The organism is Thalassotalea crassostreae (assembly GCF_001831495.1).
GTDB classification, from domain to species: domain Bacteria; phylum Pseudomonadota; class Gammaproteobacteria; order Enterobacterales; family Alteromonadaceae; genus Thalassotalea_A; species Thalassotalea_A crassostreae.
Map to the genome: position 1 here is coordinate 3,411,861 of NZ_CP017689.1, position 22,022 is coordinate 3,433,882.

Annotated in this window: 23 protein-coding genes; 17 read left to right on the forward strand and 6 right to left on the reverse strand. The window is 38.4% G+C overall.

Annotation, left to right across the window (positions count from 1 at the left end; genetic code table 11):
- Positions 1–53 precede the first annotated feature (53 nt).
- Together LT090_RS14815 and coaD are read right to left on the reverse strand one after the other, a co-directional pair.
- Entirely contained in the window at positions 54–470 is a 417-nt protein-coding gene (locus LT090_RS14815; protein ID WP_068544327.1) for a MaoC family dehydratase, read from the reverse strand.
- Positions 471–524: 54 nt separating this feature from the next.
- A complete protein-coding gene (gene coaD, locus LT090_RS14820; protein WP_068544328.1) occupies positions 525–998 on the reverse strand; it encodes a pantetheine-phosphate adenylyltransferase in 474 nt (157 codons plus the stop codon).
- Between the two features lie 189 nt (positions 999–1,187).
- Between coaD and LT090_RS14825 the strand changes: the two genes are divergently transcribed.
- The gene (locus tag LT090_RS14825; RefSeq protein ID WP_068544329.1) at positions 1,188–1,850 is read left to right on the forward strand and encodes a TetR/AcrR family transcriptional regulator; all 663 of its coding nucleotides are present in this window, start codon (positions 1,188–1,190) and stop codon (positions 1,848–1,850) included.
- A gap of 2 nt (positions 1,851–1,852) precedes the next feature.
- Here the strand turns inward: LT090_RS14825 and LT090_RS14830 are convergent, their stop codons facing one another.
- Entirely contained in the window at positions 1,853–2,593 is a 741-nt protein-coding gene (locus LT090_RS14830; RefSeq protein WP_082897000.1) for a 3-deoxy-D-manno-octulosonic acid kinase, read from the reverse strand.
- Positions 2,594–2,650: 57 nt separating this feature from the next.
- Here LT090_RS14830 and LT090_RS14835 point away from each other — a divergent pair, with 57 nt between their 5' ends.
- The 7 genes from LT090_RS14835 to LT090_RS14865 all read left to right on the forward strand — a co-directional run bounded on the left by LT090_RS14835 (position 2,651) and on the right by LT090_RS14865 (position 8,520).
- Positions 2,651–3,700, forward strand: a complete 1,050-nt coding sequence (locus LT090_RS14835; RefSeq protein WP_068544330.1) for a glycosyltransferase family 9 protein — start codon at positions 2,651–2,653, stop codon at positions 3,698–3,700.
- Positions 3,701–3,861: 161 nt separating this feature from the next.
- Positions 3,862–4,422 carry a hypothetical protein gene (locus LT090_RS14840; RefSeq protein WP_068544331.1) on the forward strand — a complete coding sequence of 187 codons (561 nt, stop codon included), beginning with the start codon at positions 3,862–3,864 and terminating at the stop codon, positions 4,420–4,422.
- Positions 4,422–6,521 carry an alpha/beta hydrolase family protein gene (locus LT090_RS14845; RefSeq protein WP_068544332.1) on the forward strand — a complete coding sequence of 700 codons (2,100 nt, stop codon included), beginning with the start codon at positions 4,422–4,424 and terminating at the stop codon, positions 6,519–6,521. Before LT090_RS14840 ends, LT090_RS14845 begins: the two co-directional genes overlap by 1 nt.
- A gap of 178 nt (positions 6,522–6,699) precedes the next feature.
- Positions 6,700–6,984, forward strand: coding sequence for a hypothetical protein (locus LT090_RS14850; protein ID WP_068544333.1), 285 nt, complete (start codon positions 6,700–6,702; stop codon positions 6,982–6,984).
- Positions 6,985–7,309: 325 nt separating this feature from the next.
- Positions 7,310–7,684: a hypothetical protein gene (locus LT090_RS14855; protein ID WP_068544334.1), complete on the forward strand. Its 375-nt coding sequence runs from the start codon at positions 7,310–7,312 to the stop codon at positions 7,682–7,684.
- An 86-nt stretch (positions 7,685–7,770) separates the two neighbouring features.
- Positions 7,771–8,175 (forward strand): hypothetical protein, encoded by a 405-nt coding sequence (locus tag LT090_RS14860; RefSeq protein WP_068544335.1) that lies wholly within the window; start codon positions 7,771–7,773, stop codon positions 8,173–8,175.
- A gap of 36 nt (positions 8,176–8,211) precedes the next feature.
- Complete coding sequence (locus LT090_RS14865) at positions 8,212–8,520, forward strand: DUF1272 domain-containing protein (RefSeq protein WP_068544336.1); 309 nt, start codon at positions 8,212–8,214, stop codon at positions 8,518–8,520.
- Between the two features lie 28 nt (positions 8,521–8,548).
- Here LT090_RS14865 and waaA read toward each other — a convergent pair whose 3' ends face one another.
- On the reverse strand, positions 8,549–9,832 hold the full coding sequence (gene waaA, locus LT090_RS14870) for a lipid IV(A) 3-deoxy-D-manno-octulosonic acid transferase (protein ID WP_226996489.1): 1,284 nt from the start codon (positions 9,830–9,832) through the stop codon (positions 8,549–8,551).
- A gap of 308 nt (positions 9,833–10,140) precedes the next feature.
- On the opposite strand from waaA, the gene LT090_RS14875 reads away from it, so the two are divergent.
- From LT090_RS14875 to LT090_RS14905, 7 genes are all read left to right on the forward strand, one after another.
- Positions 10,141–11,334 (forward strand): glycine C-acetyltransferase, encoded by a 1,194-nt coding sequence (locus tag LT090_RS14875; protein ID WP_068544337.1) that lies wholly within the window; start codon positions 10,141–10,143, stop codon positions 11,332–11,334.
- A gap of 58 nt (positions 11,335–11,392) precedes the next feature.
- A complete protein-coding gene (gene tdh / locus LT090_RS14880; RefSeq protein WP_068544338.1) occupies positions 11,393–12,418 on the forward strand; it encodes an L-threonine 3-dehydrogenase in 1,026 nt (341 codons plus the stop codon).
- A 157-nt stretch (positions 12,419–12,575) separates the two neighbouring features.
- On the forward strand, positions 12,576–12,902 hold the full coding sequence (gene glpE, locus LT090_RS14885; protein ID WP_068544541.1) for a thiosulfate sulfurtransferase GlpE: 327 nt from the start codon (positions 12,576–12,578) through the stop codon (positions 12,900–12,902).
- A gap of 3 nt (positions 12,903–12,905) precedes the next feature.
- The gene (gene glpG / locus LT090_RS14890; protein ID WP_068544339.1) at positions 12,906–13,790 is read left to right on the forward strand and encodes a rhomboid family intramembrane serine protease GlpG; all 885 of its coding nucleotides are present in this window, start codon (positions 12,906–12,908) and stop codon (positions 13,788–13,790) included.
- Positions 13,790–14,353 (forward strand): chorismate--pyruvate lyase family protein, encoded by a 564-nt coding sequence (locus LT090_RS14895; RefSeq protein WP_068544340.1) that lies wholly within the window; start codon positions 13,790–13,792, stop codon positions 14,351–14,353. Before glpG ends, LT090_RS14895 begins: the two co-directional genes overlap by 1 nt.
- A gap of 64 nt (positions 14,354–14,417) precedes the next feature.
- The gene (gene ubiA, locus LT090_RS14900) at positions 14,418–15,290 is read left to right on the forward strand and encodes a 4-hydroxybenzoate octaprenyltransferase (protein ID WP_068544341.1); all 873 of its coding nucleotides are present in this window, start codon (positions 14,418–14,420) and stop codon (positions 15,288–15,290) included.
- 28 nt (positions 15,291–15,318) lie between these two features.
- Positions 15,319–15,618 carry an antibiotic biosynthesis monooxygenase gene (locus tag LT090_RS14905; protein ID WP_068544342.1) on the forward strand — a complete coding sequence of 100 codons (300 nt, stop codon included), beginning with the start codon at positions 15,319–15,321 and terminating at the stop codon, positions 15,616–15,618.
- Between the two features lie 26 nt (positions 15,619–15,644).
- On the opposite strand, the gene recQ is transcribed toward LT090_RS14905, so the two are convergent.
- Positions 15,645–17,570 (reverse strand): DNA helicase RecQ, encoded by a 1,926-nt coding sequence (recQ, locus tag LT090_RS14910; RefSeq protein WP_082897001.1) that lies wholly within the window; start codon positions 17,568–17,570, stop codon positions 15,645–15,647.
- 158 nt (positions 17,571–17,728) lie between these two features.
- Here recQ and rarD point away from each other — a divergent pair, with 158 nt between their 5' ends.
- Positions 17,729–18,637, forward strand: coding sequence for an EamA family transporter RarD (gene rarD, locus LT090_RS14915; RefSeq protein ID WP_068544343.1), 909 nt, complete (start codon positions 17,729–17,731; stop codon positions 18,635–18,637).
- A 26-nt stretch (positions 18,638–18,663) separates the two neighbouring features.
- Here rarD and LT090_RS14920 read toward each other — a convergent pair whose 3' ends face one another.
- Entirely contained in the window at positions 18,664–20,568 is a 1,905-nt protein-coding gene (locus LT090_RS14920) for a DUF885 domain-containing protein (RefSeq protein ID WP_226996490.1), read from the reverse strand.
- 181 nt (positions 20,569–20,749) lie between these two features.
- On the opposite strand from LT090_RS14920, the gene LT090_RS14925 reads away from it, so the two are divergent.
- Positions 20,750–22,018 carry an MFS transporter gene (locus LT090_RS14925; RefSeq protein ID WP_068544344.1) on the forward strand — a complete coding sequence of 423 codons (1,269 nt, stop codon included), beginning with the start codon at positions 20,750–20,752 and terminating at the stop codon, positions 22,016–22,018.
- Positions 22,019–22,022: the final 4 nt, after the last annotated feature.

Consider the following 22,022-nt stretch of genomic DNA (forward strand, 5'->3'; position numbering starts at 1 on the left):
AACCTTAGGGCTTTTTACTATTTCATTAATTGTTATTGGGTTTTAAAACACGCCTAAGCAATCAAATGTTTAGGCGCCATTACTGTCGCTTCACCAGCGATTACTACTTTGCCTTCTGAATTAACTGCTTCTAGCTTGAATGTCACAACCGCTCTTCTTGCTCGAATTTCAGTTACTTCAACTGACGCCGTTATTTCATCATCTAAAAACACTGGCGCTTTAAACTGTACCGTTTGTCCCATAAAGATTGTGCCTTCACCAGGTAAGTCACAGCCTAGGATTGCAGAGAATAAGCTGCTCACCAATGCACCATGAACAACGCGTTGTTTAAAGATTGACGCAGCACCTGCAGCTTCATCTAAATGAATAGGGTTGGTATCAAGTGATACCTGAGCGAATTTTTCTACATCGGCAGACGTAAAAGCTTTTTTTATTGAAGCGCGAGCGCCAACAACTAAAGGTTGAGACATAATGATTCCTTATATACTCAAAGTTTTTTGATTAATAAATGATACTGTGGATGATTAACTATTTTCTAAGGCTAATTTAACCACTGGGTGAACAAATTCACTTACATCGCCACCATGCAATGATACCTCTTTCACTAAAGTCGAAGAGATAAAGGAGTTTTCTTCCGCTGGCGTTAGAAAAACACTTTCAAGTTCTGGGTATAATCGTCGATTCATGTTTGCTAATTGAAACTCATATTCAAAATCTGAAACTGCTCTTAGACCTCGAACTAAAACCTGCGCTTTACAGTCTTTTGCAAAATCGACTAATAAGCCACTAAAACCAACTACAGTAACATTATCTAAATCACTGGTAATTTCACTGATCATCTGTACTCTTTGCTCAAGATTAAAACGCGGTTTCTTGCTAGGGCTAGCGGCTACTCCAACGATCACTTTATCGAATAACTGTGACGCTCTGGCTATTAAGTCAAAATGACCATTGGTTACAGGATCAAAAGTACCCGGATATATAGCTGTATTTTTCATTTTAAGTATTTTCAAGATAGTGTTTATGATGTCATTTTAGCTGTCACATCAAACAAAGCAAACTATTGATTTAAATTCAATAATGAAATTATTAATACAATGTTAAAGTATTTACTCAAAATTCTTTCAATTTAGTCGTTTTTGATTGTATGATGAGTTAGATATCAAACACAGATAGGTTTATTGGCAATGAAAACAAGAGAAAAAATAATTCACGCCAGTATCGAATTATTTAATGCAGAAGGTGAGCGTAATATCACCACAAATCACATCGCATCTCATTTAGGTATTAGTCCAGGCAACCTTTATTACCACTTCCGTAATAAAGAAGACATTATTTTCGCAATTTATAGTGAGTATGCAGATGATTTAATTAATGAATTTAAATCAATGGATACACTCGATAAGAACCCACTTAACAGCATTATGCGTTATATGGATATCGTTTTTGCGTTGATTTCAAAATTCCGTTTTTTCTATTCAAATTTGCCCGTACTATTAGCTAAAAACCCTGCTCTAAAAAAACGATATTCAGAAATACAAAAAGACATCATCGTCAAGGTTAGAACAATGTTAGTGTCATTAAAAGATGCAGACATTATTGCCATCAAAGATGAAGAAATTTCAGATCTTACTACCTTAGTAAGAATCACTACGACATTCTGGTTAAGTTATCTACAGACTCAATCTGAAGATATCACCATAGATGATGTGAGTTTGTATGAAGGTCTATTGAAAATCTTCGCACTGTTCAGCCCATACGTAACTGAAAATGCTCGTGAAGAATTTGAACAAGCTCGAGAGCATTATCGAAACTTACAACAACAGGTACAACAAGATCTAGCCGTATAAGCTTAGCCTTGGTAACCCTGCTCTAATAATTGCCAGCATTTATCTGTAAAATTAAATTCTGGCAATTTTCCTTTCTCTTTATTAAACGAACGAAGTAAACGCTGCAAATTTTGTTGTTGCCAGTGCCCGGCCGTTTCCATTTCTTTACCTTGATCAAAATCGATAAGCCAAATTTTGTTATCGCCATCAATCATAATGTTGTGGGCATTTAGATCGTGATGATAAATGTTGTGCTGATGGAACTGGCGGATGCATTTGCCAATTTCGATCCATAATGATTCAGGCAATTCGGATTTCGACAAAATGCCAACTAAATCAGTTGCACCAGCAATAAGCTCAATCAAAATATCGGCTTGATAGGTAAGTCCACTGCGATTGATTTTTAGCGCCACAGGTTTAGGCGCCGGTAAGCCAACTTTATTCATCTGCGCTAGCAATTCAAACTCTTTTGCCGCTCGCGTATTCATTATTCCAGTAAAAAAATAACTGTCGTTGATTATTTTACCTATAAGCCCACCGCGATAATAATGGCGCAATACTATTTCGACATTCTCATGTTTAACAAACCAAGTAATACCGCGGCCTGTCGCTTTTCCAAGCACGGCATCTTTATTTTGCCAATAGTCTGCATCGAACATTTCTAGACAAAAATCTGGCAGCAATTCTTGCTCATATAAACAGGTTATATTGCCTTCTTTAAAAAGATTTAGCTTTGAATGTTTTACAAATCTCGCTAGGTTCAAGATAATAGACCTTAATTTATTTTATTAGCGTTATACGCTTATTGTGGTGAATGCTTTATGCCAGGTCAAATTGTTAAACCAATTGCGACACCAAAATCTCTTTGTTTATTAAGACTTTCCGCTATTGGTGATGTTTGCCATGCGGTGTCTATGGTACAACAAATTCAAACTCAATATCCAGAAATTGAGATCACTTGGATCCTTGGTAAAGTTGAGCATATGTTATTAAAAGACTTACCGGGCATTGAGTTTATTGTCTTTGATAAATCGAAAGGAATAGACGGTTATAAGGCATTGCGCCAGCAAATGAAGGGCCGCAAATTTGATGTTCTGTTGCATATGCAAGTCGCTTTAAGAGCCAGCATTGCCAGTTTATTTGTCCCAGCAAAAATAAAAGTAGGTTTTGATAAAAGCCGAGCAAAAGAAGGCCAATGGCTGTTTACTAATAAGCGCATTGAAGCTCAAAGCGAGCCCCATGTACTTGATGGTTTTAACGGCTTTGCCAAAGCTATCGGCGTCGATATCAAAACGCCAAATTGGAATATGCCATTTGGCGACAACGAACGTAGCTGGGTTAAAGAACACATTAATCAAGACACGCCTTATGTAGTGATCAGCGCTGCTGCAAGTAAAGCAGAGCGTAATTGGCATGCTCAAGGGTACGCGCAGGTAGCCGATCATATCGTTGCGAAAGGTCTGCAAGTAATACTTTGTGGTGGCCCAACCGAGTTAGAAAAAACATTAGCAAAAGATATCGAACAACATGCCAACACCAAGCTAGTCAACTTAGTTGGCAAAACTAACCTAAAACAATTATTGGCAGTACTTGAGTCGGCAAAACTGGTTATTGCACCAGACACCGGTCCAGCTCATATGGCGACCACGGTCGGTACTCCTGTAGTTGGTTTATACGCTCATTCAAACCCGCAACGCACTGGTCCCTATAACTCTCTTGACCATGTCGTTAGTGTTTACCCACAATGCATAGCTGAGCAACAAGGAAAAGCGGTTAAAGACTTACCTTGGGGAATACGTGCCAAAGGAAATTTAATGCACTTGATCAGCACAGAAATGGTTATTGAGAAAGTAGAAAGTACTTTAATTTAGAGCTTTTCTTGCTCCTTGCTCACACTCATTTTTCAATAAAACCCAATCTTTTAACATTGATTTTACATATGTACAATTAAAATAGAATTAGATAGACTGGAAGTCTGGCAAGGGATTGATCGGATTAGCGATTAAATAAATAGCAAGGCAGCATAACAAAAATGAGAATAATAAAATTAATTAGCCTGTTTTTAGGTGTACTAATTTTAACTAGTTGTACGACACAGATTCAAAGCATTAAATTAGAAAACCAGCATATACTCGAAGAAAATTCAGGTTACTTATTACTCGCTGTCGACACCAACCGCTCACTGAAAGAAATCGTTTTTACCGGTACTAAGCGCATCGCCCTATCTCAAGAAGACCTTAAAAAGGGAAGTAATTACATTCTAATTCCTTTGCCTGCCGGTCAATATGAAATCAGCAAGGTTAAGTACAATAATTATGCTTACATAAAAAGTTTTGAAGACGATATTTGGTCATTTACGGTAGAAGCCCAAAAGGTAAATTATGCTGGTCACTTAAAGCTAAATAGTTATTTATTTTGGTATTATGTTTATTCGAAAATGTCGTTAGATAACAACTCTTCAATTGCTTTAGAGTTTATGGAAAATAACTTTTCTCCATTATTGCAAAAACACCCGATCACCTATGCCGGCCCTGGAAATGAAAACTTTTTCGAATTAATTAAACCACAAACTCCTGTTGAGGAGAGTGAATAATGAACCAACTAATTTCAAACTTTTCTCGTGTAATTTTTATCGCTCTTGCTTTACAAAGCAGCCACCTATGGGCTAAATCATTAGAGTTGATCCCTGTTGAAGAGTTAATGAGATCTTCATCTGTGTATTCAATGAAGTTGAGCCCAAATGGGCAATACATATTCTCTTATGAGCACATGCAAAACTACAATATTGTAAGCTTAATCGATCCCAAAAAGCGTGTTTCTGTACCGATGTTTCGTATGGACAGAAATGGTCACTCGCGTGTTGAAGATTATCAATGGGTTGACGACAAAACCATTTATCTTGAAATGAAAGCAAAAAAAGGCTTTATCAAAATTGTCGAAGACGGCGAACAAGTATCAGGTGAATGGATGCCGCTTGGTACAAAGGGCTTTATGGTTTCAACGTTGCCAGATGAAGACAATATCGTCTTATTTGCCCGCAACGTCACCAAAAAAATCAAGTATCCTAAATTTAAGCTTTATAAAATAACCCCGGAACAATTGGCTTCGAGTAATTATGAGCAAGCAATCGAAATTGAAAACACCTTAGATGGCGCATTTTATTACATCTATAATGAACCAAACCAGAGCCTTATGGCCGCGGTTTTAGATGACGAAACGTTGGAATTCTGGTTTCAAATACCGAGCACTAAAGAATGGAAAAAATACTATGAACTTGGAAAGGAAAACCAATTTATTCCGATAGGCTTGCTAAATGAAAACACTATTGCGGTGTTAACAAATAAAAACTTAGATCGTATTTCATTGGTCGAATTTGATCTTGAATCAAAATCTCTTGGACAAGTTATTTATCAACATCCTAACTACGATTTGACTGGCGCTAAACTTAATAAGATGGGGGAAGGTGTTAATTTTGTCACCTACTTGGAGCAAGGTATACCAAATAACCATTACTTCGCTAAAGAAAAAGAAACACTGACAAACAATTTAAAACAGTCTTTTAAAACCCAGCAGGTCTCGATTATAGATTCGAGTGCTGATGAACGACAAAAACTAATTAGTGCTTTTAGTTCAACCAATCCAGGGAGCTTCTACTACTATGAAACTGACACAAATAAAGCGACGTTGATTGCTAGAAAACAAAAAAACTTATCCACTTCAATGCTAAGCCCAACCATAGTTTTTCAAGTTGAAGTAGAACCTAACGTGTATGTCGAAGCGTTGCTTACGGTGCCACTTGAGCATTCAAATGGTGTTCTTTTGGTTAATCCACATGGTGGCCCAATCGGCATTAGAGATTTAGCAACATACGACCCTACTACCCAATATTTTGCCAACCGTGGCTATGCTGTGTTGAAAGTAAACTTCAGAGGATCTTCAGGTTATGGCAAAGACTTCATGGATGAAGGAAGAGGCGAATTTGGTAAATTGATTGAACACGATATTAGTGCTGCCGTAAAGCATGTAAAAAGCAAGCACAATTTTACTAAAATGTGTTCTATTGGCAGCAGTTATGGGGGGTATTCAGCTATGATGTTGGCGATCAAGAACCCTAACGATTACGACTGTATAGTTGCTATGTATGGTATTTATGATTTACCTCATCTTTACAATGCCAATAACCGAGTCTATACCGATGAGCACCAGGAAGCACTTGATAAAGTAATTGGTGGATATAATGACTCATTAAAAGGTGTATCACCGATATATTTAGCCAATGAGATCAAGGCACCAGTATTACTAATTGCAGGTAAAAAAGACAAAGTAGCTTATTTCGAACAATCCAACCGTATGAAGTATCGTTTAAAACAATTAAACAAAGAGTTGGAAACCATTTTTTACAATAATGTTGGTCACGGTTACCACGATAAATGGGGCGGCGATCGACATCAAATTGTTTATATCGAAGATTTTATTCGCAGAAAGCTCGAGTTGCCATACCCTACTGCAAAAAACGATATGCAGATTAAAGCGCAAGAACGACGCAGAATTAGTAAAGGCTGGGATACTGACCCTATTGAAGAAAAAGCAGATCAAGAAAAACCAATAGATGAAGTGTCGTCAAATTCAAAAGAACCTGACATTGAAGAAAGCGAAGAAAGCGACATAAAAGATAATGCCGAAAGCCCGTAAACTCCTCTTATCGTTGCTAGGTAGTTAACGTTCTAGTATTGCCTACACACAAAAGCGATGTAATAGTTACTGGTATAAGTAAATTAATATTGGCATTTGTTAACAAAAATTATAGATACTTTCTATTTAGCATGTTGTTATATGCCCTAGGCTCTCAAAAAAATATAAGGGTTAATTTGTGAAAATATTTGATAAAGCAAAAGAGATTACAGATAAAGTTTCTGAATCTGTTACGTCTTTTAGTAGTGATGAAGTTATTGCCAATACGGTAATTAAAGCCGTCGAAAAACAAGAAAGAGTAAATGCAATTTTAAAAGAAAAAGGTTGCAATTATCTGGTTGCAGACATTGAACTTGGTATGGGAGTTCCACCATCAGTTACTTTTGGCGTTCGCCGGGTCGATGAGCCAAACGCTTCTACAGAAACCCGAATAGAACTAAATAACCAATTAGATAGTGTGTAAAAAGTTACTCAAGCAAGACGAATTTAAGGAGCCTCACAATTAATTTCTATACATCGATACTAATTTTCTTTTGCCCCTTATTAGTACTAAATGTATTTGCGAGTTATGTTGCTGCCACGACTTACTTTAAAGTGAAAGAGCGACGGTTTTATCAATTACTCTTTATTTGGCTAGTACCTTTAATTGGCGCATTGTTAGTTATATTTATAAATCGTGAAGAAATAAATATCAAACAGCCTAAAAAACAGGTTGGCAATAATACCTCTATTACAAATATAGATAGACGCATATAAACTTTGTACAAACTAATAATAAGGATTAATTTATGAGTCGAGTTTTTACTTACAGCATTTGTTCTATTTTCATTTTACCGTATTTACTAATGATGTTTTCTCCTCAAACAATCGAGCCTGTTTTTGATTTCTTTTCAAAAGGCTACAGAACTGAATCGCTTTATTTTATTGTGTTAGCAATCTTACTAGGTTTTCCAAGTTTTCAATTGTACAAAACACTATCTAAAGAAATAGCGAGTAAACAAATATATAAATTCGCACTTTTATTTAATTGGATAGCTTTTGTATTAGCAGCCTTTTATTTCTTTACGGTTCAGGAAATGATGTACTCATTAATGCTCGCTAGTACTTTGCCAATTTTTATAACAATTAAAGAGCATCAACATTTGAAAACAAATCAAAATTGAAGCGAGATTAGTAATTCTTAGCTCAATATTATTTTGAAACACTGTTTAGCCTCTGATGAGGCATAAATTCACTAATGGATAATAAAATGAAAAAACTTGGAATATTAACGTTATGTTTGCTTTCACCTTTTGCTCAAGCGAACACAGAAAGTGAAATTAAGTCTGTTGTAGAAGAAAATTTTCGAGCGACCCAAGCAGAAGATTTGAATGCCACGCTTAAAACCATTCATTCACAATCAGCATCTTTTGCTCCATCTCAAAATGCACTTAATCAGATTTTTTCAACGTACGATCTAAAATATAGTTTACTTGAATTTAAATTTATCGCCGAAGAAGGCGGCTATGCATATGCAAGGGTGAAGCAGTTAACCGAAAAGATAACTGGACCTGCGTTTAGCAACAATGAGCTAGAGTCTTTGCAGATATTCAAAAAAGAGAATGGTAGTTGGAAGCTTTGGACTCAAGCAAACTTGGCTGTTAACTTTAAGTAGTAAGTTAACAAAATCAAGAACAATGAGGGAGTGTTAATGTTAGAACTAAGACCTAATTGTGAAGCTTGTGATAAAAATTTGCCGCCATCGTCTGGCGAGGCATGCATTTGTACTTATGAATGCACCTTTTGTCGTGATTGCGTCGATAACTTACTGAAAAACGTCTGCCCAAATTGTGGTGGCGGTTTTTCATCTCGTCCAATTAGGCCGACAACAGCACACCGCCAAGGAGTTAGCCTATCTCACCAACCACAATCAAATAATCGAGTGAATACAAAATACAGTGTTGATGAGATTAAACAGTTTGCTGGCACACTAAAAGATACTTTGCCTGAAAACAGGTAAATAGCAGTAGCAGTACTTCTTATCAAGCTTATTGGTTAAGCAGTGCCGCTAGTTTATTAATACTTGTTTGTGTTGCACCTTGATTTTGACGCACCACGTCATAACCATTTTTACCAATGCCTTCGGCCAACTCTTTATCGGTTAATAACACATGAAGCTTCTCTGCTAAATGTATATTATCTTCTAGCTGCACGATACCATTTGCGTCTAAGAACTTGTCGTTAATATCTTTAAAGTTAGCCATATTGGTACCAACAATAATCGGTTTGGCAAACAGTGCCGCTTCTAACGGATTATGACCGCCAATATCTGAAAAGCTACCGGCAACAATACAGACATCTGCAAAAGAATAAGTAGCTAATAACTCACCTAAGGTATCAATTAACCACACATCATCAGTGCTCTCTACTGCATCGGACTGACTGCGTCTCGCGACATTAAGTTCGTGTTGAAGACAAATGTCTGCAACGCGATCGAATCGTTCTGGGTGACGAGGCACTAATACCAATAATAGGTCTGGATGTTGCGGTTTAAGTTTTTTGTATGCTTCAATTGCATGTTTTTCTTCACCTTGGTGAGTACTACCAACCACCACAACTTTGCGCCCTTCTGGCAGTTGCTGTTTCAGCTCCGCAATTTTATTTTCGACCGCTTGGGTCACATGAATATCATATTTTAAATTACCTGAATTATGAACGATGCTCTGCTCTGCGCCCATCTCCACAAAGTGATGAGCGTTATCGGCAGATTGACACAAAATCGCATCAAACTTATTTAAAGCCGGAGTGATTAATGGTGTTAGTTTTTTATAGCCTTTTAGCGATTTTGCCGATAATCGACCATTTATCAGCATGATCTTAACTTGCGATTTATGACAGCGATGAATCAACGTTGGCCATAATTCAGTTTCCATGAGTACTAATGCTTTTGGTTGCAATAAGCGAAAGAATAAATGCACACAAAATGAAATATCTAATGGTAAATAACAGTGTTGTACTTTATTTAGGAAGAAACGCTTAACCTGAGCCGAGCCTGTCGGGGTAAATGTGGTTACCGTGATTGGTAAATCAGGATACTGAATAAGTAATTGCTCAACAAAAGGTTTTACTGCAATTACTTCGCCCACACTTGCCGCATGAACAACAATACCACCGGTCCTCATTCTTGAAGGCAACCAACCAAAACGCTCAGTCATACGCTGACGATATTCTTTTTGGCTAATAGAACGGATCAAAAATACGATAACTAAGATCGGCGCTAATAATAGAATCGTTAGTTGATATAGTCGAAATGCAATGCTCTGTTTATTCAATCTTATTCTTCATTTTTTCATGTTAAGTCATAAAAAATTATAACCAACGACGGCAGATAAATGAAAGCGATTTCAACACCGAAACAAGAATAACTGCGATTACGTAATCTGCTGCTATAATTTCTTGTGAAAAATAACGCTTTTATTGTTAGTAAATTGTGACAAATATTGCTGTTCACAAAACTTGACTAAACTGTCTGTTTTATCTGCACTTTAGTACTAGGAACGATGAAAAATAAAGCGTACAATGCGGCAAAATTTTTTATGGGCCATCACGCCCAATTTAACCACAAATTACTGAGGCTGATATGTCATCAAATTTTATTAACCATCTTCAACAACAAATTGATCAAGTTAAAGAAGAAGGCCTTTATAAAGCTGAACGAGTGATCACTACCGCTCAACAAGCAGATATCGCAGTAAACACTGGCGAAGAAGTTGTAAACTTCTGTGCTAATAACTATTTAGGTTTAGCCAATCACCCACAGCTTATTGCAGCAGCAAAATCTGGTCTTGATGATCACGGTTTTGGTATGGCGTCAGTTCGTTTTATTTGTGGTACGCAAGATATTCATAAAACATTAGAAGACAAGTTAAGTAATTTCTTAGGTATGGAAGATACCATTTTATATTCTTCATGTTTTGATGCGAATGCGGGTTTATTCGAAACTATTTTAACAGCAGAAGATGCGATTATTTCGGATTCTTTAAACCACGCGTCAATTATTGATGGCGTGCGTTTATGTAAAGCTAAGCGTTTTCGTTATGCTAACAATGATATGGCTGATCTTGAAGCACAACTTATCGCTGCAACAGAGGCTGGTGCGCGTTTTAAACTGATCGCAACCGACGGCGTGTTCTCAATGGATGGCGTAATTGCTAACCTTAAAGGTGTTTGTGATTTAGCTGATAAGTACGACGCTATGGTTATGGTTGATGACTCACATGCAGTTGGTTTTGTTGGCGAAGAAGGTCGTGGTTCACATGAATACTGTGAAGTAATGGATCGCGTTGATATCATCACTGGTACTTTAGGTAAAGCTATGGGTGGCGCTTCAGGAGGTTTCACTTCAGGTAAAAAAGAAATCGTTGAATGGTTACGTCAACGCTCTCGTCCTTACCTTTTCTCAAACTCATTAGCACCTGCAATTGTTAGCGCATCAATTCGCGTTATAGATATGTTGGCTGATGGTGGTGAACTTAGAAAAACCTTAAAAGATAACGCTGCCTATTTCCGTAATAATATGGAAGCTGTTGGTTTTACTTGTGCTGGCGCAGATCACGCAATCGTACCGGTAATGTTAGGCGATGCAAAAATTGCAGCTGATATGGCCAATCGATTATTAGCGGAAGGCATTTATGTCATTGGTTTCTCTTTCCCTGTTGTGCCAAAAGGCCAAGCACGTATTCGTACGCAAATCTCGGCTGCACATACCAAGGCACAATTAGACAAAGCGATTGAAGCCTTTACCCGCATTGGTAAAGAAATGGGCGTAATTTAATTTTTAATATTGAATTAGAATTACGTTTAGAAGAAAGAATAAAGTCTAGGATATTGATATGAAATCATTAGCAAAATTAAAAGCGGAACCGGGCATTTGGATGACAGATTCACCAAAGCCAGAAGTGGGTCCGAATGATTTATTAATCAAAATTAATAAAACCGCTATTTGTGGTACCGACATGCACATTTACAACTGGGACGAATGGTCACAAAAGACTATTCCTGTACCTATGGTTGTGGGTCATGAGTATGCCGGTGTTGTTATGGGTATGGGTAGCGAAGTAAAAGGTTTTAGCGAAGGCGACCGTGTTTCTGGTGAAGGTCATATCACTTGTGGATATTGTCGTAACTGTCGTGGTGGTCGTACTCACCTATGTCGTAACACTGTTGGTGTTGGTGTTGACCGTACCGGTAGTTTTGCTGAGTATTTAGTGATCCCTGCTTACAATGCCTTCAAATTACCTGACGAAATTTCAGATGACTTAGCATCAATTTTTGACCCGTTTGGTAATGCAGTACATACCGCATTATCATTCGACTTAGTTGGTGAAGATGTACTGATCACTGGTGCGGGCCCAATTGGCATAATGGCCGCTGCTGTTGCTAAACATGTTGGTGCTCGTCACGTGGTTATTACTGACATTAATGAATATCGATTAGACTTGGCTCGTAAAATGGGGGCGACGCGCGCAGTAAACGTTGCTAATGAAAACCTAGACGACGTCATGTCAGAACTTGGCATGACCGAAGGCTTCGATGTTGGTCTTGAAATGTCTGGTGTACCAATGGCTTTCCACAGCATGCTAGATAGCATGAACAATGGCGGCAAGATTGCCATGTTAGGTATTCCTGGACAAGATATGGCTATTGACTGGTCTAAAGTTATCTTTAAAGGTCTTACCATCAAAGGTATTTACGGACGTGAAATGTTTGAAACTTGGTACAAGATGGCAAGTTTAATCCAATCAGGCCTAGATTTAAGCCCAATCATTACTCACCATTTTCACATTGATGATTTCCAACAAGGCTTTGATGCCATGCAATCAGGAAACTCAGGTAAAGTAATCTTAAGTTGGGATTAATCCTTAACTGAAAATATAAACTAGGGTCAGAGTCAAGTTATTGGAATTAAGCTAATTCAAACTAAGATAACTTGACTCTGACCCTAGTTTTTTTATTTGTTTTTTCTGGCATAATACGCTTATTAACATATCAATCAAACAAGGTCATTCAGTGCCAATAGAACAAGATACATTTATCCACATGAATGTTGTGGAACTAGAACAACAGATGGGTAATAAAGAAATTGTCGTCGTTGATATTCGTGATGCAAACTCTTTTGCATTGAATCATATCCCTGGTTCAATTCATTTAACTAACGATAATTTAGGTGACTTTCTACGTGACGCTGATTTTGACGTACCAACCGTAGTATGTTGTTACCATGGAATTTCAAGTCAACAAGCGGCTCAGTTTTTGATCAGCCAAGACTTTACCGAAGTGTATTCATTAGATGGTGGTTTTGAAGGTTGGCAGCAAGCATTTCCAACATTAATGGAACGCTAATTAATGGCAGAACTTCAGGCATTAGTAAATATTCATCAAAAGGCAGTCGCATTGCAGTTTGTCGACTATTTACGTTCGATTAAAATAAACTCTAAAGTTATTGCCGCTAAAGATGATAACGGTACAACTGACGGTTGGACAGTGCTAGTAGAAGGTGCCCATCATCATCAAGCTAAAGCTGAATTTGAACAGTTTATTAGCATGCCGAATCATCCCAAGTACCAACAATCTGCATGGCAAAGTGGCCATGGCGTTAAACTCACCAGCAATGATGAGTTCGGAAAACAATTCAAAGCAAACTTCCTTGCCCAAGCAGGGCCATTTAGCATCTTTATTTTTGCTCTGTGTTGGTTCGTTTTTGCGGCAACGTTTTTGCTTTTTGGTGATGACGTTTATCAGCTAGTTATTTTTAACCAACACGGCGATATTAGCCAAACAATGGCTCAACCTTGGCGTTTGATAACACCGGCGATATTTCATTATTCTCTATTACACATTGCTTTTAATACTATGTGGTGGTGGCAACTTGGCGGCCAAATAGAAAAACGTTTAGGATTAAATACCATTGTCTCGTTATTTTTATTGTCCGCGATTATTTCAAACAGCGCACAATATTTAGTCTCAGGTCCTGGTTTTGGCGGTTTATCTGGCGTTGTTTACGCAACATTAGGATTTGTCTGGTGGTATCAACATCTAAACCCAAATCAAGGCATTGGTGTATCTAAATCTATCGTTGGTTTCATGTTGTTTTGGTTGATATTAGGTTTTACCGAATTTATGCCAATTAATGTTGCTAATACCGCTCATTTAGTCGGTTTACTGTCTGGCATTGGCCTAGCTTTACTAGTAACTTTTAACAAAAAAAATAATCGCAAGAAAAATACCTAATGTTTGAACTTAAGCAGCATTTCCCTGTGGGCTTGAATGTAAATTGGGTTAGCGCAGAAAAAGCACCAGCAGCAGCTAGACTAAATGATTGGTTACTCGATCCTGCATCCCTTACCGCGAGACTTAAGAGTCAATGCTCTGAGTTCAAAGTAGAGGTTGTCGGTCAACACATTGAAGCATGTCAGGCTCATGAAGCAAATGATGATATTTTGCTTGATGAGCAAGTGTTAGTGCGCGAAGTATTATTGATATGTGACAACAAGCCACACGTATTTGCCCGCAGCCTACTACCATTAAAAAGTCTTACCGGTGAACAAAAAGCATTAGCTAATCTTGGTGAGCAGCCGCTAGGGCAAGTACTATTTAACAATCCCAAGTTACGCAGAAAAGTAGTGCAAGTGGCAGAAATAGAGCCGAGTTTAAGGGTCTCTGAGCTCGCTAGCACGCTCAATTTAAAGGTTGAGCATAACCTTTGGGGTAGACGCTCACTCTTCTATATTGATGATAAACCACTGATGGTAGCCGAGGTGTTTCTACCCGGTGCGAGAGCCTATCATCTTTAACTTTAGTAAGTTAAACTAAGAAAAATTTTAAACCATCCTAAGTTGATATAAAAAGAATAACGAGATGATTGAATTTAGTCACATCAGAAAACATTGGCCTGCAGTAAAACTCATCACTCGCATGGATAAGCCAATTGGCACTTACCTATTATTATGGCCAACATTTTGGGCACTATTTGTTGCTGCTCAAGGATTTCCAGGCTGGCATCTTTTCATTGTTTTTGCCGTTGGCGTATTTGTAATGCGCAGCGCCGGTTGTGTGATTAACGATATCGCCGATCGCAAAGTCGATGGCCAAGTAAAACGTACTAATCAAAGACCACTAGTCAGTGGTTTAATGACCACAAAACAAGCATTAATCTTATTTTTTGGACTTATTAGCATTGCTCTAATGTTAGTCTTTAGCTTGTCTTGGAAAAGCATCTATTTGTCCGTTGTTGCTTTGGCGCTTGCCGCTAGTTACCCGTTTATGAAGCGATTTACACACTTCCCTCAAGTTGTCTTAGGCGCGGCGTTTAGTTGGGGCATGATCATGGCATTTGCTGAAGTCCAACAACAAATTCCGCCAATTGCTTGGCTGCTGTTTTTTGCCAATTTACTTTGGACTATTGCTTACGACACTATGTATGCCATGGTCGATAAAGATGATGACATTCGAATTGGGGTAAAATCAACGGCGATTGTTTTCGGACGTTTTGACAAAGTCATTATCGGTTTTTTACAGTTAATAACGATAATGTTATTAGTAAAAGTAGGTCAGATTTCACAGTTTAATATGTTTTATTATTTCGGAATCAGTATTGCCGCAGGTTTATTCTTTTATCAGCAAGATTTAATTAAAGACCGAGAACGTGATAAATGCTTTAAAGCATTTTTAAACAACCATTACGGTTTATTAATTGTATTAATCGCTATCATCATTCAATATTATTCTTAATGAATTGAACTGAACTCAAGGAGACACAATGTACTGCATTCTTTATCAGTGGGTAATAATTCCAGGCAAGAAAACTGAGTTTGTGAAAGCATGGCATAAAATGACACGCCACTACATTGATGAATATGGCGCAATGGAATTTCGTTTACACCAAGTGAGTGAAAACCATTACGCTGCTTATGCCCAATGGGCAGATAAGAAGTCTCGAATTGAAGCCTTTGGTCGCTCTGACGAAATCAATGACATTGTGCAAGAAATGCAGCAATATATAGTACAACGTTTTGAGCCACTTGAAATGACACTAATGACCGATGAAATAGTTAAATAGTGTCCAGCAAAATACTCTATAAAGCTTTATCGGCCTAAATAACGAACGATGGCTTCCATAAATGGCTTACCGTAGCGGGATAACTTAGTATCACCAACACCGGTAATTGCTAAAAACTCAGTCGAGTTGGTCGGCTTCAAACGAGCCATTTCAATCAAACTTGCATCATTGAATACAATAAATGGTGCAATATCTTCTAAATCAGCAATTTCCTTACGCAACTCTCTAAGTTGTTTAAATAATACTTTATCGTAACCGCCTGTGGTTTTGTTTTTCTGCCAGTAACTTTGATGCTGTAATCGCGGACGAGCTATCATTAAAGGCTGTTCGCCTTTTAATGCAGATTTTGAGGCATTGGTTAAACACAACGCAGATTGCTGCTCAATATCTTGCTGTAACAGACCTAAGTGAATCAATTGGCGAATTACCGAGAACCAGTAACCACGGGTTTTGTCTTTACCAATACCAAATGTGCTGACTTGCTGATGTTGGTTTTGTTTGATTTTGTCGTTATCCAAACCTCTAAGCACATCAATCACATAATGAATATCACCCGATTGGTTAATTCTAAACACACAAGACAGAACTTTTTGTGCATCGACTGTCGCATCATAACGGCTCGGCGGGTCGAGACAGATATCGCAGTTTCCACAGCCTGAATGAGTATATTCAGCAAAGTAGTTAAGTAGCACTTGGCGACGGCAGGTTTGTGCCTCGGCAAATCCTGCCATGGCAGAGAAACGCTGTAACTCTACATTCACTCGTTGTTCATTATCATTTTGCTGAATGCGCTTTTTAATTTTATCGATATCTTGCGAATCATATAAAAACACGGCTTCAGCCTCTAAACCATCGCGCCCTGCTCGGCCTGTTTCTTGGTAAAAAGACTCCAAGGTACGCGGCATTTCATAATGGATCACAAAACGAACATTCGGTTTATTGATACCTAAACCAAAAGCGACAGTTGCCACCACCAGGCGAATATTATCTTTAGTAAAACCATCTTGAATTAGATTACGGATTTCTGGTTCTAAACCGGCATGATAGCCGGCACAATTAAAGCCTCGTTCACCCAAAAACTTAGCCAACTTATCCACTTGCCAGCGGCTGTTGCAATAGATAATCCCGCTATCATCGACGTTTTGTTTTAAGTACTCAAGCAGTTGTTTTTCACCGCTGTATTTCTCAGTTAACGTATAACGAATATTGGGGCGATCAAAACTATCAAGGTGAACAAACGGGTTATTAAGCTTTAGTTGATTTAAGATATCTTTACGAGTGGTAACATCAGCAGTGGCCGTTAACGCCATTATCGGCGTATAAGGAAAATGCTCTTTCAATGATCCTAGCTTGGTATAAGCAGGTCTAAAGTCGTGCCCCCATTGGGAAATACAATGCGCTTCATCAATGGCAAAAAAGCTGATCTTCATTTGCTGTAATGATTGTAAGAAGTAATAACTAAGCAAGCGTTCAGGAGCAACATAGAGGATCTTGATTTCGCCGGAACCAACCTTTTTCATGGTCTCATTGATGGTCTGGCTATCTAAACTTGAATTGACGAACCCAGCATTAATACCTTGCCTAACCAAGCCATCGACCTGATCTTTCATCAATGCAATCAATGGAGAGACGACAACCGTCAAACCATCCATCAAAGTTGCAGGCAATTGATAACACAAAGATTTACCACCACCGGTTGGCATCAACACTAAACTGTCACGGCCCTGCATCAGTTGTTCGATGACTTGCTTTTGACCAACACGAAATGTCTCAAAACCAAAATGATGTTTAAGAGAATGTTGTAGGTTTAGTGATTTGCTTTCGCTAATTGGGCTCAAAGGGATTCGGTACTTAATATTATTATTGCTCGCTATTTTACCGACTTTAACCGCGTTCAGGTAGACATTTATCAGTTCTTTATTAGGTAAATCCAATATTTGATATTTAAGCATTTGTTATTCTAGGGAAAAATAAGCAAAAAATGTTTTTTACCGGCACTGGCGAATTTCTTCGCCATAAAGGCCTTATTCGCAACGTGTTATGGTAGAATGCGGCGCTTACAATCTAGTTCAACAAAACTCGCTCTCTAACTATTAATAAACAGTAATATATGACTCAATCGAATGAAAACAAAAGCGGTGTAATAAACGCAATTTCGGCCTATTCAATGTGGGGGCTAGCGCCGCTATATTTCAAATTATTGGAAAATGTATCTGCGCCTGAAATCTTAGTGCATCGCATTATTTGGTCATTTATTTTATTGATTGTTGTCGTTGTCGCCATGGGTCATTGGCGCAAGGTTCAAAAAATAATTGTGCACCCTAAAACAATCGCCTGGCTATTGCTAACCTCGTTTGTTTTAGCAATTAATTGGCTGATATTTATTTGGGCAATCAATAACAATCACATTCTTGAAGCTAGTCTTGGTTATTTTATTAATCCTTTATTCTCTGTTGCGCTTGGCATGTTGTTTCTAGGAGAACGGTTGCGAAAATGGCAATTAATTGCCGTATTACTAGCATTGGTAGGCGTGATCATTCAGTTGGTAAGTCTTGGCAGCATTCCCATTATTGCACTTGGACTTGCAGGGTCGTTTGGTATCTATGGCTTGTTGCGCAAGAAGCTTATGGTTGAATCAGTACCAGGGTTACTGATTGAGTCAGCATTAATGCTACCACTTGCATTGCTTTACTGGTGGTTGTTTATGGATTCGCCAACGAGCGATATGATGGCCAACAGCAGCGAATTAAATATCACCTTGATAGCGGCTGGCATTGTCACAACTGCGCCGTTACTGTGCTTTACTGCAGCAGCAAAACGATTATCGTTGGCGACACTGGGCTTCTTTCAATACCTCGGCCCATCATTAATGTTTGTACTAGCAATCGTACTCTTCAATGAAGCGTTAATTTTTGAAAAGCTATTAACTTTTATTTTTATTTGGACAGCGATCGCTATATACAGCTGGGATTCGATTCGAAAACTTAAAAAACGTAAAGCAGACAAAGCCGCTACATAACAGCGGCTTTACCAATGACATAATGGCTACAAGCCCTGCTGGTCGCTAATCCATTGATTAACGTTTTGCTCGAGAACATTCAGTGGTATTGAACCACTGCCTAAAACCATGTCATGAAAACTTCGAATATCAAACTTCTCCCCAAGAGAATTTTCGGCTTGTTCACGTAGCTCGATAATTTTTAGCTGCCCTATCTTATAGGCTAATGCTTGACCTGGCCAAGAAATATAGCGGTCAATTTCATTGGTAATATCTTCTTCTGATTTCGCTGCATTTGCTAAGAAATAGTCGATTGCTTGTTTGCGTGTCCAGCCTTTGTGATGCATCCCAGTATCGACAACCAGGCGCACTGCGCGCCACATATCATAGGTAAGCTGACCAAAACGAGAGTATGGGTCTGTGTACAATCCCATATCGTACCCTAAACGCTCGCTGTACAAACCCCAACCTTCGGTAAACACAGTAAAATCTAAATAGCGACGAAAACTTGGTAAGTCACCCAACTCCATTTGCAACGCTACTTGTAAATGATGACCTGGAACGGCTTCATGAACACTTAAAACTTCCATTTCATACTTCGGCCTAGTTTCAGGTTGGTATAGATTTACATAGTAATGACCTGCTCGGGTGCCATCGGCAGCCGGAGGAAAATAGTACGCCGTAGTGGTATCTGGCGCTATAGAATCAGGGATTGGAATTACTCCGTATGGCATACGCGGTAACTTGCCAAATAACTTCGGCAGTTGTGGATCAAGTCGTTTACTAATGGCCTGATAACCTTCTAGCAATTCTTCCGATGTTTGATAATAAAACTGTGGGTCTGTTCGTAAGAAGTGTAAAAACTCTTCAAAGCTACCATCAAAGTTGACCTCTTGAATAACCTTTTCCATTTCAGCTCTATTTCGAGCAACTTCCTTAAGCCCGATTTCATGGATCTCGTCAGCGGTTAGCGATGTGGTCGTGTAAAATTGAATTAAATGTTGATAATAATCTTTACCATTGGTTAAGCCCCATACTCCGGCGGTATCCCGACAAGCCGGTAAATATTCATCGTTCATAAAATCATATAGCTTTTGATAGGCTGGCGTTATCTTATTGGCAATGACCTCCAAAGCCTTTTCAGATAATTGCGCTTGCTGTTGTTCAGTTAGACTGTCAGGAAATGACGTAAATTTATTATAATAAAGACTATCAGCGGGGTTGTTGACTAACAGTTGCTGAATCTGCGCAGGTATTCGCGAAATAGTAATCTTAGGTGGCAATATGCCCTGCTCTATCCCCTGCCTCATTAAACTAATGTTTTGCTCAATTAGGACGGGTAAAGCCTCTAAACGTTGCAGCCAGTCGGCAAAGTCCTGATATGTGGTTGAAGGAAAAAAGCTTGCGTATTGATAAACTGTGTGAACACCTTCTAATTGATTAATTGGCATTAAATGCGCTGAATATTTATATTTTTCAATATTCGATTGAGTTTGCCACTTAAACAGATCGTAGTTCGTTTTATCAGTGCTATTTAGCATTTTTTCGTCAATAGTCGCGAGTTTTTCTAAAACGGCCTTATCCTGTTGATGCGCCACATTCATTGCTTCAATAGACATATCAGTCCACTTTTGGTTGTAGCGTTTATCTCCTAAATAAGAAGCCATTTCTGGCACTTGCTTCATAAATCTCTGCCAATCTTCATCAATGATGCTATAAAGCTTTTCTGATTCCAGTTGAGATTCTGATGTCGACAATGATCTTTTATCCGAGTCAGGTGCCGATGAGCCATTATGCGATTGAGAACAACTAGACAAAACCACCATAGCGACGACAACTAATAGCATTGTGATAATAGATGAGATTATTTTCGGCTTGCCCTGGCTACTAATTAATAGGTTACTATTTAATTGGCCACTAAAAAGTGGCGCATTGGTATGATTTTCTTTCACTTTACTATTCTTTTTTTAAGTTCGAAGAACAAAGCATAGTCTATAAAAATAAAAGCAGCCAAAATCGACAGTGTTGATTTAGCACGTCATAAGCACCATGTTTGGCAGTTAGTTTTATCTACTTTTCAGAATGTAGAAAAAGCTGTTAATCTATTAATACAAATAACTAACTTTCGCGCTTATGCTGCAAAACACATTTCGCAATTTTTTTAATAACCATGAACAGTACCGTTGGCGTATAGCGTTGGTGCTATTTGGTACTGTGTTAGTGGGATATTTCGATCGGTTAAACATCTCTTTTGCAATCCCTTTGATGGCCAGTGAATATAACTGGAATGAACAACAAGTTCGCGATAACGGTTCGTTATTAATGGGTATTTTCTATTTAGGCTACGGCTTTTCCAATATATTTCTTACTCCCATTGCCGCTAAATTTGGCCCTAGAAAAAGCCTTATAGCAATCATGATACTTTGGTCTTTTTTTACTGCTATTGGCGCCTGGGTAAGTCAATTTATGATGATATTCATTGCCAGCCGCATATTACTTGGTGTCAGCCAAGGCGTGCACTTTCCGATGATGGCGCAATTAACTAAAAATTGGTTTCCGTTAGCCGAGCGGGCAAAAGCAAATAGCGTATGGATAAGTGGTGCTTTTGTAGCAGTTCTATGTGCGCCAATAATCCTAGTGCCAATGATGGCTTCTTACGGCTGGCGCTCAGGCTTTATTGTTCTGGCGATGTTTGGCTTATTTATTTCACTGCCTTTGGTTTATACCTTTATCCAAGATACTCCTAATCGCCACAAAGGTGTCAGTCAAAATGAAATCGAACTAATACAAAAAAGTGGTGAGCAAGAACAGCAACTGACTGGTGCCACCGATAGCTTATCACTCCTCGTGACAAGCCCAAGCTTTTTATTGCTGACTGCTATTGGTATTTTCAATAACATCGTCGCCATTGGTGTTTCCAGTTGGATCCCAACATATTTCATCACTCAAAAAAGCATTCCTTTTGCAGATATTGCTTGGTTAGTATCTTTGCCCTACGTATTTTCTTTGATTGGCATCGCCATATGGTCGTATCTAGGAGACAAGCATAATGCACGCGCCTTAATCGCTGGGCTAGGCTATTTAGCTTGTGCATTAATGCTGTATTTAGCTCTGAATGCGAATATTCTATGGATAATTGCGATTCTTTTTTCCACTGCCATACTTTTTATCGCGTCTTTTAATGCCTGTGAATATGCCATCATTCAACGTTTGTTGCCAAAGGAAAAAGTAGCGACCGGCACTGGCGTATATAATGGTATTACAACTATGGTTGGTGGAGGTTTAGGTCCACTTGTTGTATCACCTATAATAGGTGATGGTGATGGCACTTGGGTTATCTCTGCCATTTGCATCGTTAATGCATTAATGCTGTTCAGCGTTTATAGAACGGTAAAATACTAATTTG

Excerpts from the sequence above, each read along its gene's own strand:
- LT090_RS14815 (WP_068544327.1), bottom strand. The coding sequence starts at position 470 with ATGTCTCAACCTTTAGTTGTTGGCGCTCGCGCTTCAATAAAAAAAGCT.
- coaD (WP_068544328.1), bottom strand. The coding sequence starts at position 998 with ATGAAAAATACAGCTATATATCCGGGTACTTTTGATCCTGTAACCAAT.
- LT090_RS14825 (WP_068544329.1), top strand. The coding sequence starts at position 1,188 with ATGAAAACAAGAGAAAAAATAATTCACGCCAGTATCGAATTATTTAAT.
- LT090_RS14835 (WP_068544330.1), top strand. The coding sequence starts at position 2,651 with ATGCCAGGTCAAATTGTTAAACCAATTGCGACACCAAAATCTCTTTGT.
- LT090_RS14840 (WP_068544331.1), top strand. The coding sequence starts at position 3,862 with ATGAGAATAATAAAATTAATTAGCCTGTTTTTAGGTGTACTAATTTTA.
- LT090_RS14845 (WP_068544332.1), top strand. The coding sequence starts at position 4,422 with ATGAACCAACTAATTTCAAACTTTTCTCGTGTAATTTTTATCGCTCTT.
- LT090_RS14855 (WP_068544334.1), top strand. The coding sequence starts at position 7,310 with ATGAGTCGAGTTTTTACTTACAGCATTTGTTCTATTTTCATTTTACCG.
- LT090_RS14860 (WP_068544335.1), top strand. The coding sequence starts at position 7,771 with ATGAAAAAACTTGGAATATTAACGTTATGTTTGCTTTCACCTTTTGCT.
- LT090_RS14865 (WP_068544336.1), top strand. The coding sequence starts at position 8,212 with ATGTTAGAACTAAGACCTAATTGTGAAGCTTGTGATAAAAATTTGCCG.
- LT090_RS14875 (WP_068544337.1), top strand. The coding sequence starts at position 10,141 with ATGTCATCAAATTTTATTAACCATCTTCAACAACAAATTGATCAAGTT.
- tdh (WP_068544338.1), top strand. The coding sequence starts at position 11,393 with ATGAAATCATTAGCAAAATTAAAAGCGGAACCGGGCATTTGGATGACA.
- glpG (WP_068544339.1), top strand. The coding sequence starts at position 12,906 with ATGGCAGAACTTCAGGCATTAGTAAATATTCATCAAAAGGCAGTCGCA.
- LT090_RS14895 (WP_068544340.1), top strand. The coding sequence starts at position 13,790 with ATGTTTGAACTTAAGCAGCATTTCCCTGTGGGCTTGAATGTAAATTGG.
- ubiA (WP_068544341.1), top strand. The coding sequence starts at position 14,418 with ATGATTGAATTTAGTCACATCAGAAAACATTGGCCTGCAGTAAAACTC.
- LT090_RS14905 (WP_068544342.1), top strand. The coding sequence starts at position 15,319 with ATGTACTGCATTCTTTATCAGTGGGTAATAATTCCAGGCAAGAAAACT.
- recQ (WP_082897001.1), bottom strand. The coding sequence starts at position 17,570 with ATGCTTAAATATCAAATATTGGATTTACCTAATAAAGAACTGATAAAT.
- rarD (WP_068544343.1), top strand. The coding sequence starts at position 17,729 with ATGACTCAATCGAATGAAAACAAAAGCGGTGTAATAAACGCAATTTCG.
- LT090_RS14925 (WP_068544344.1), top strand. The coding sequence starts at position 20,750 with ATGCTGCAAAACACATTTCGCAATTTTTTTAATAACCATGAACAGTAC.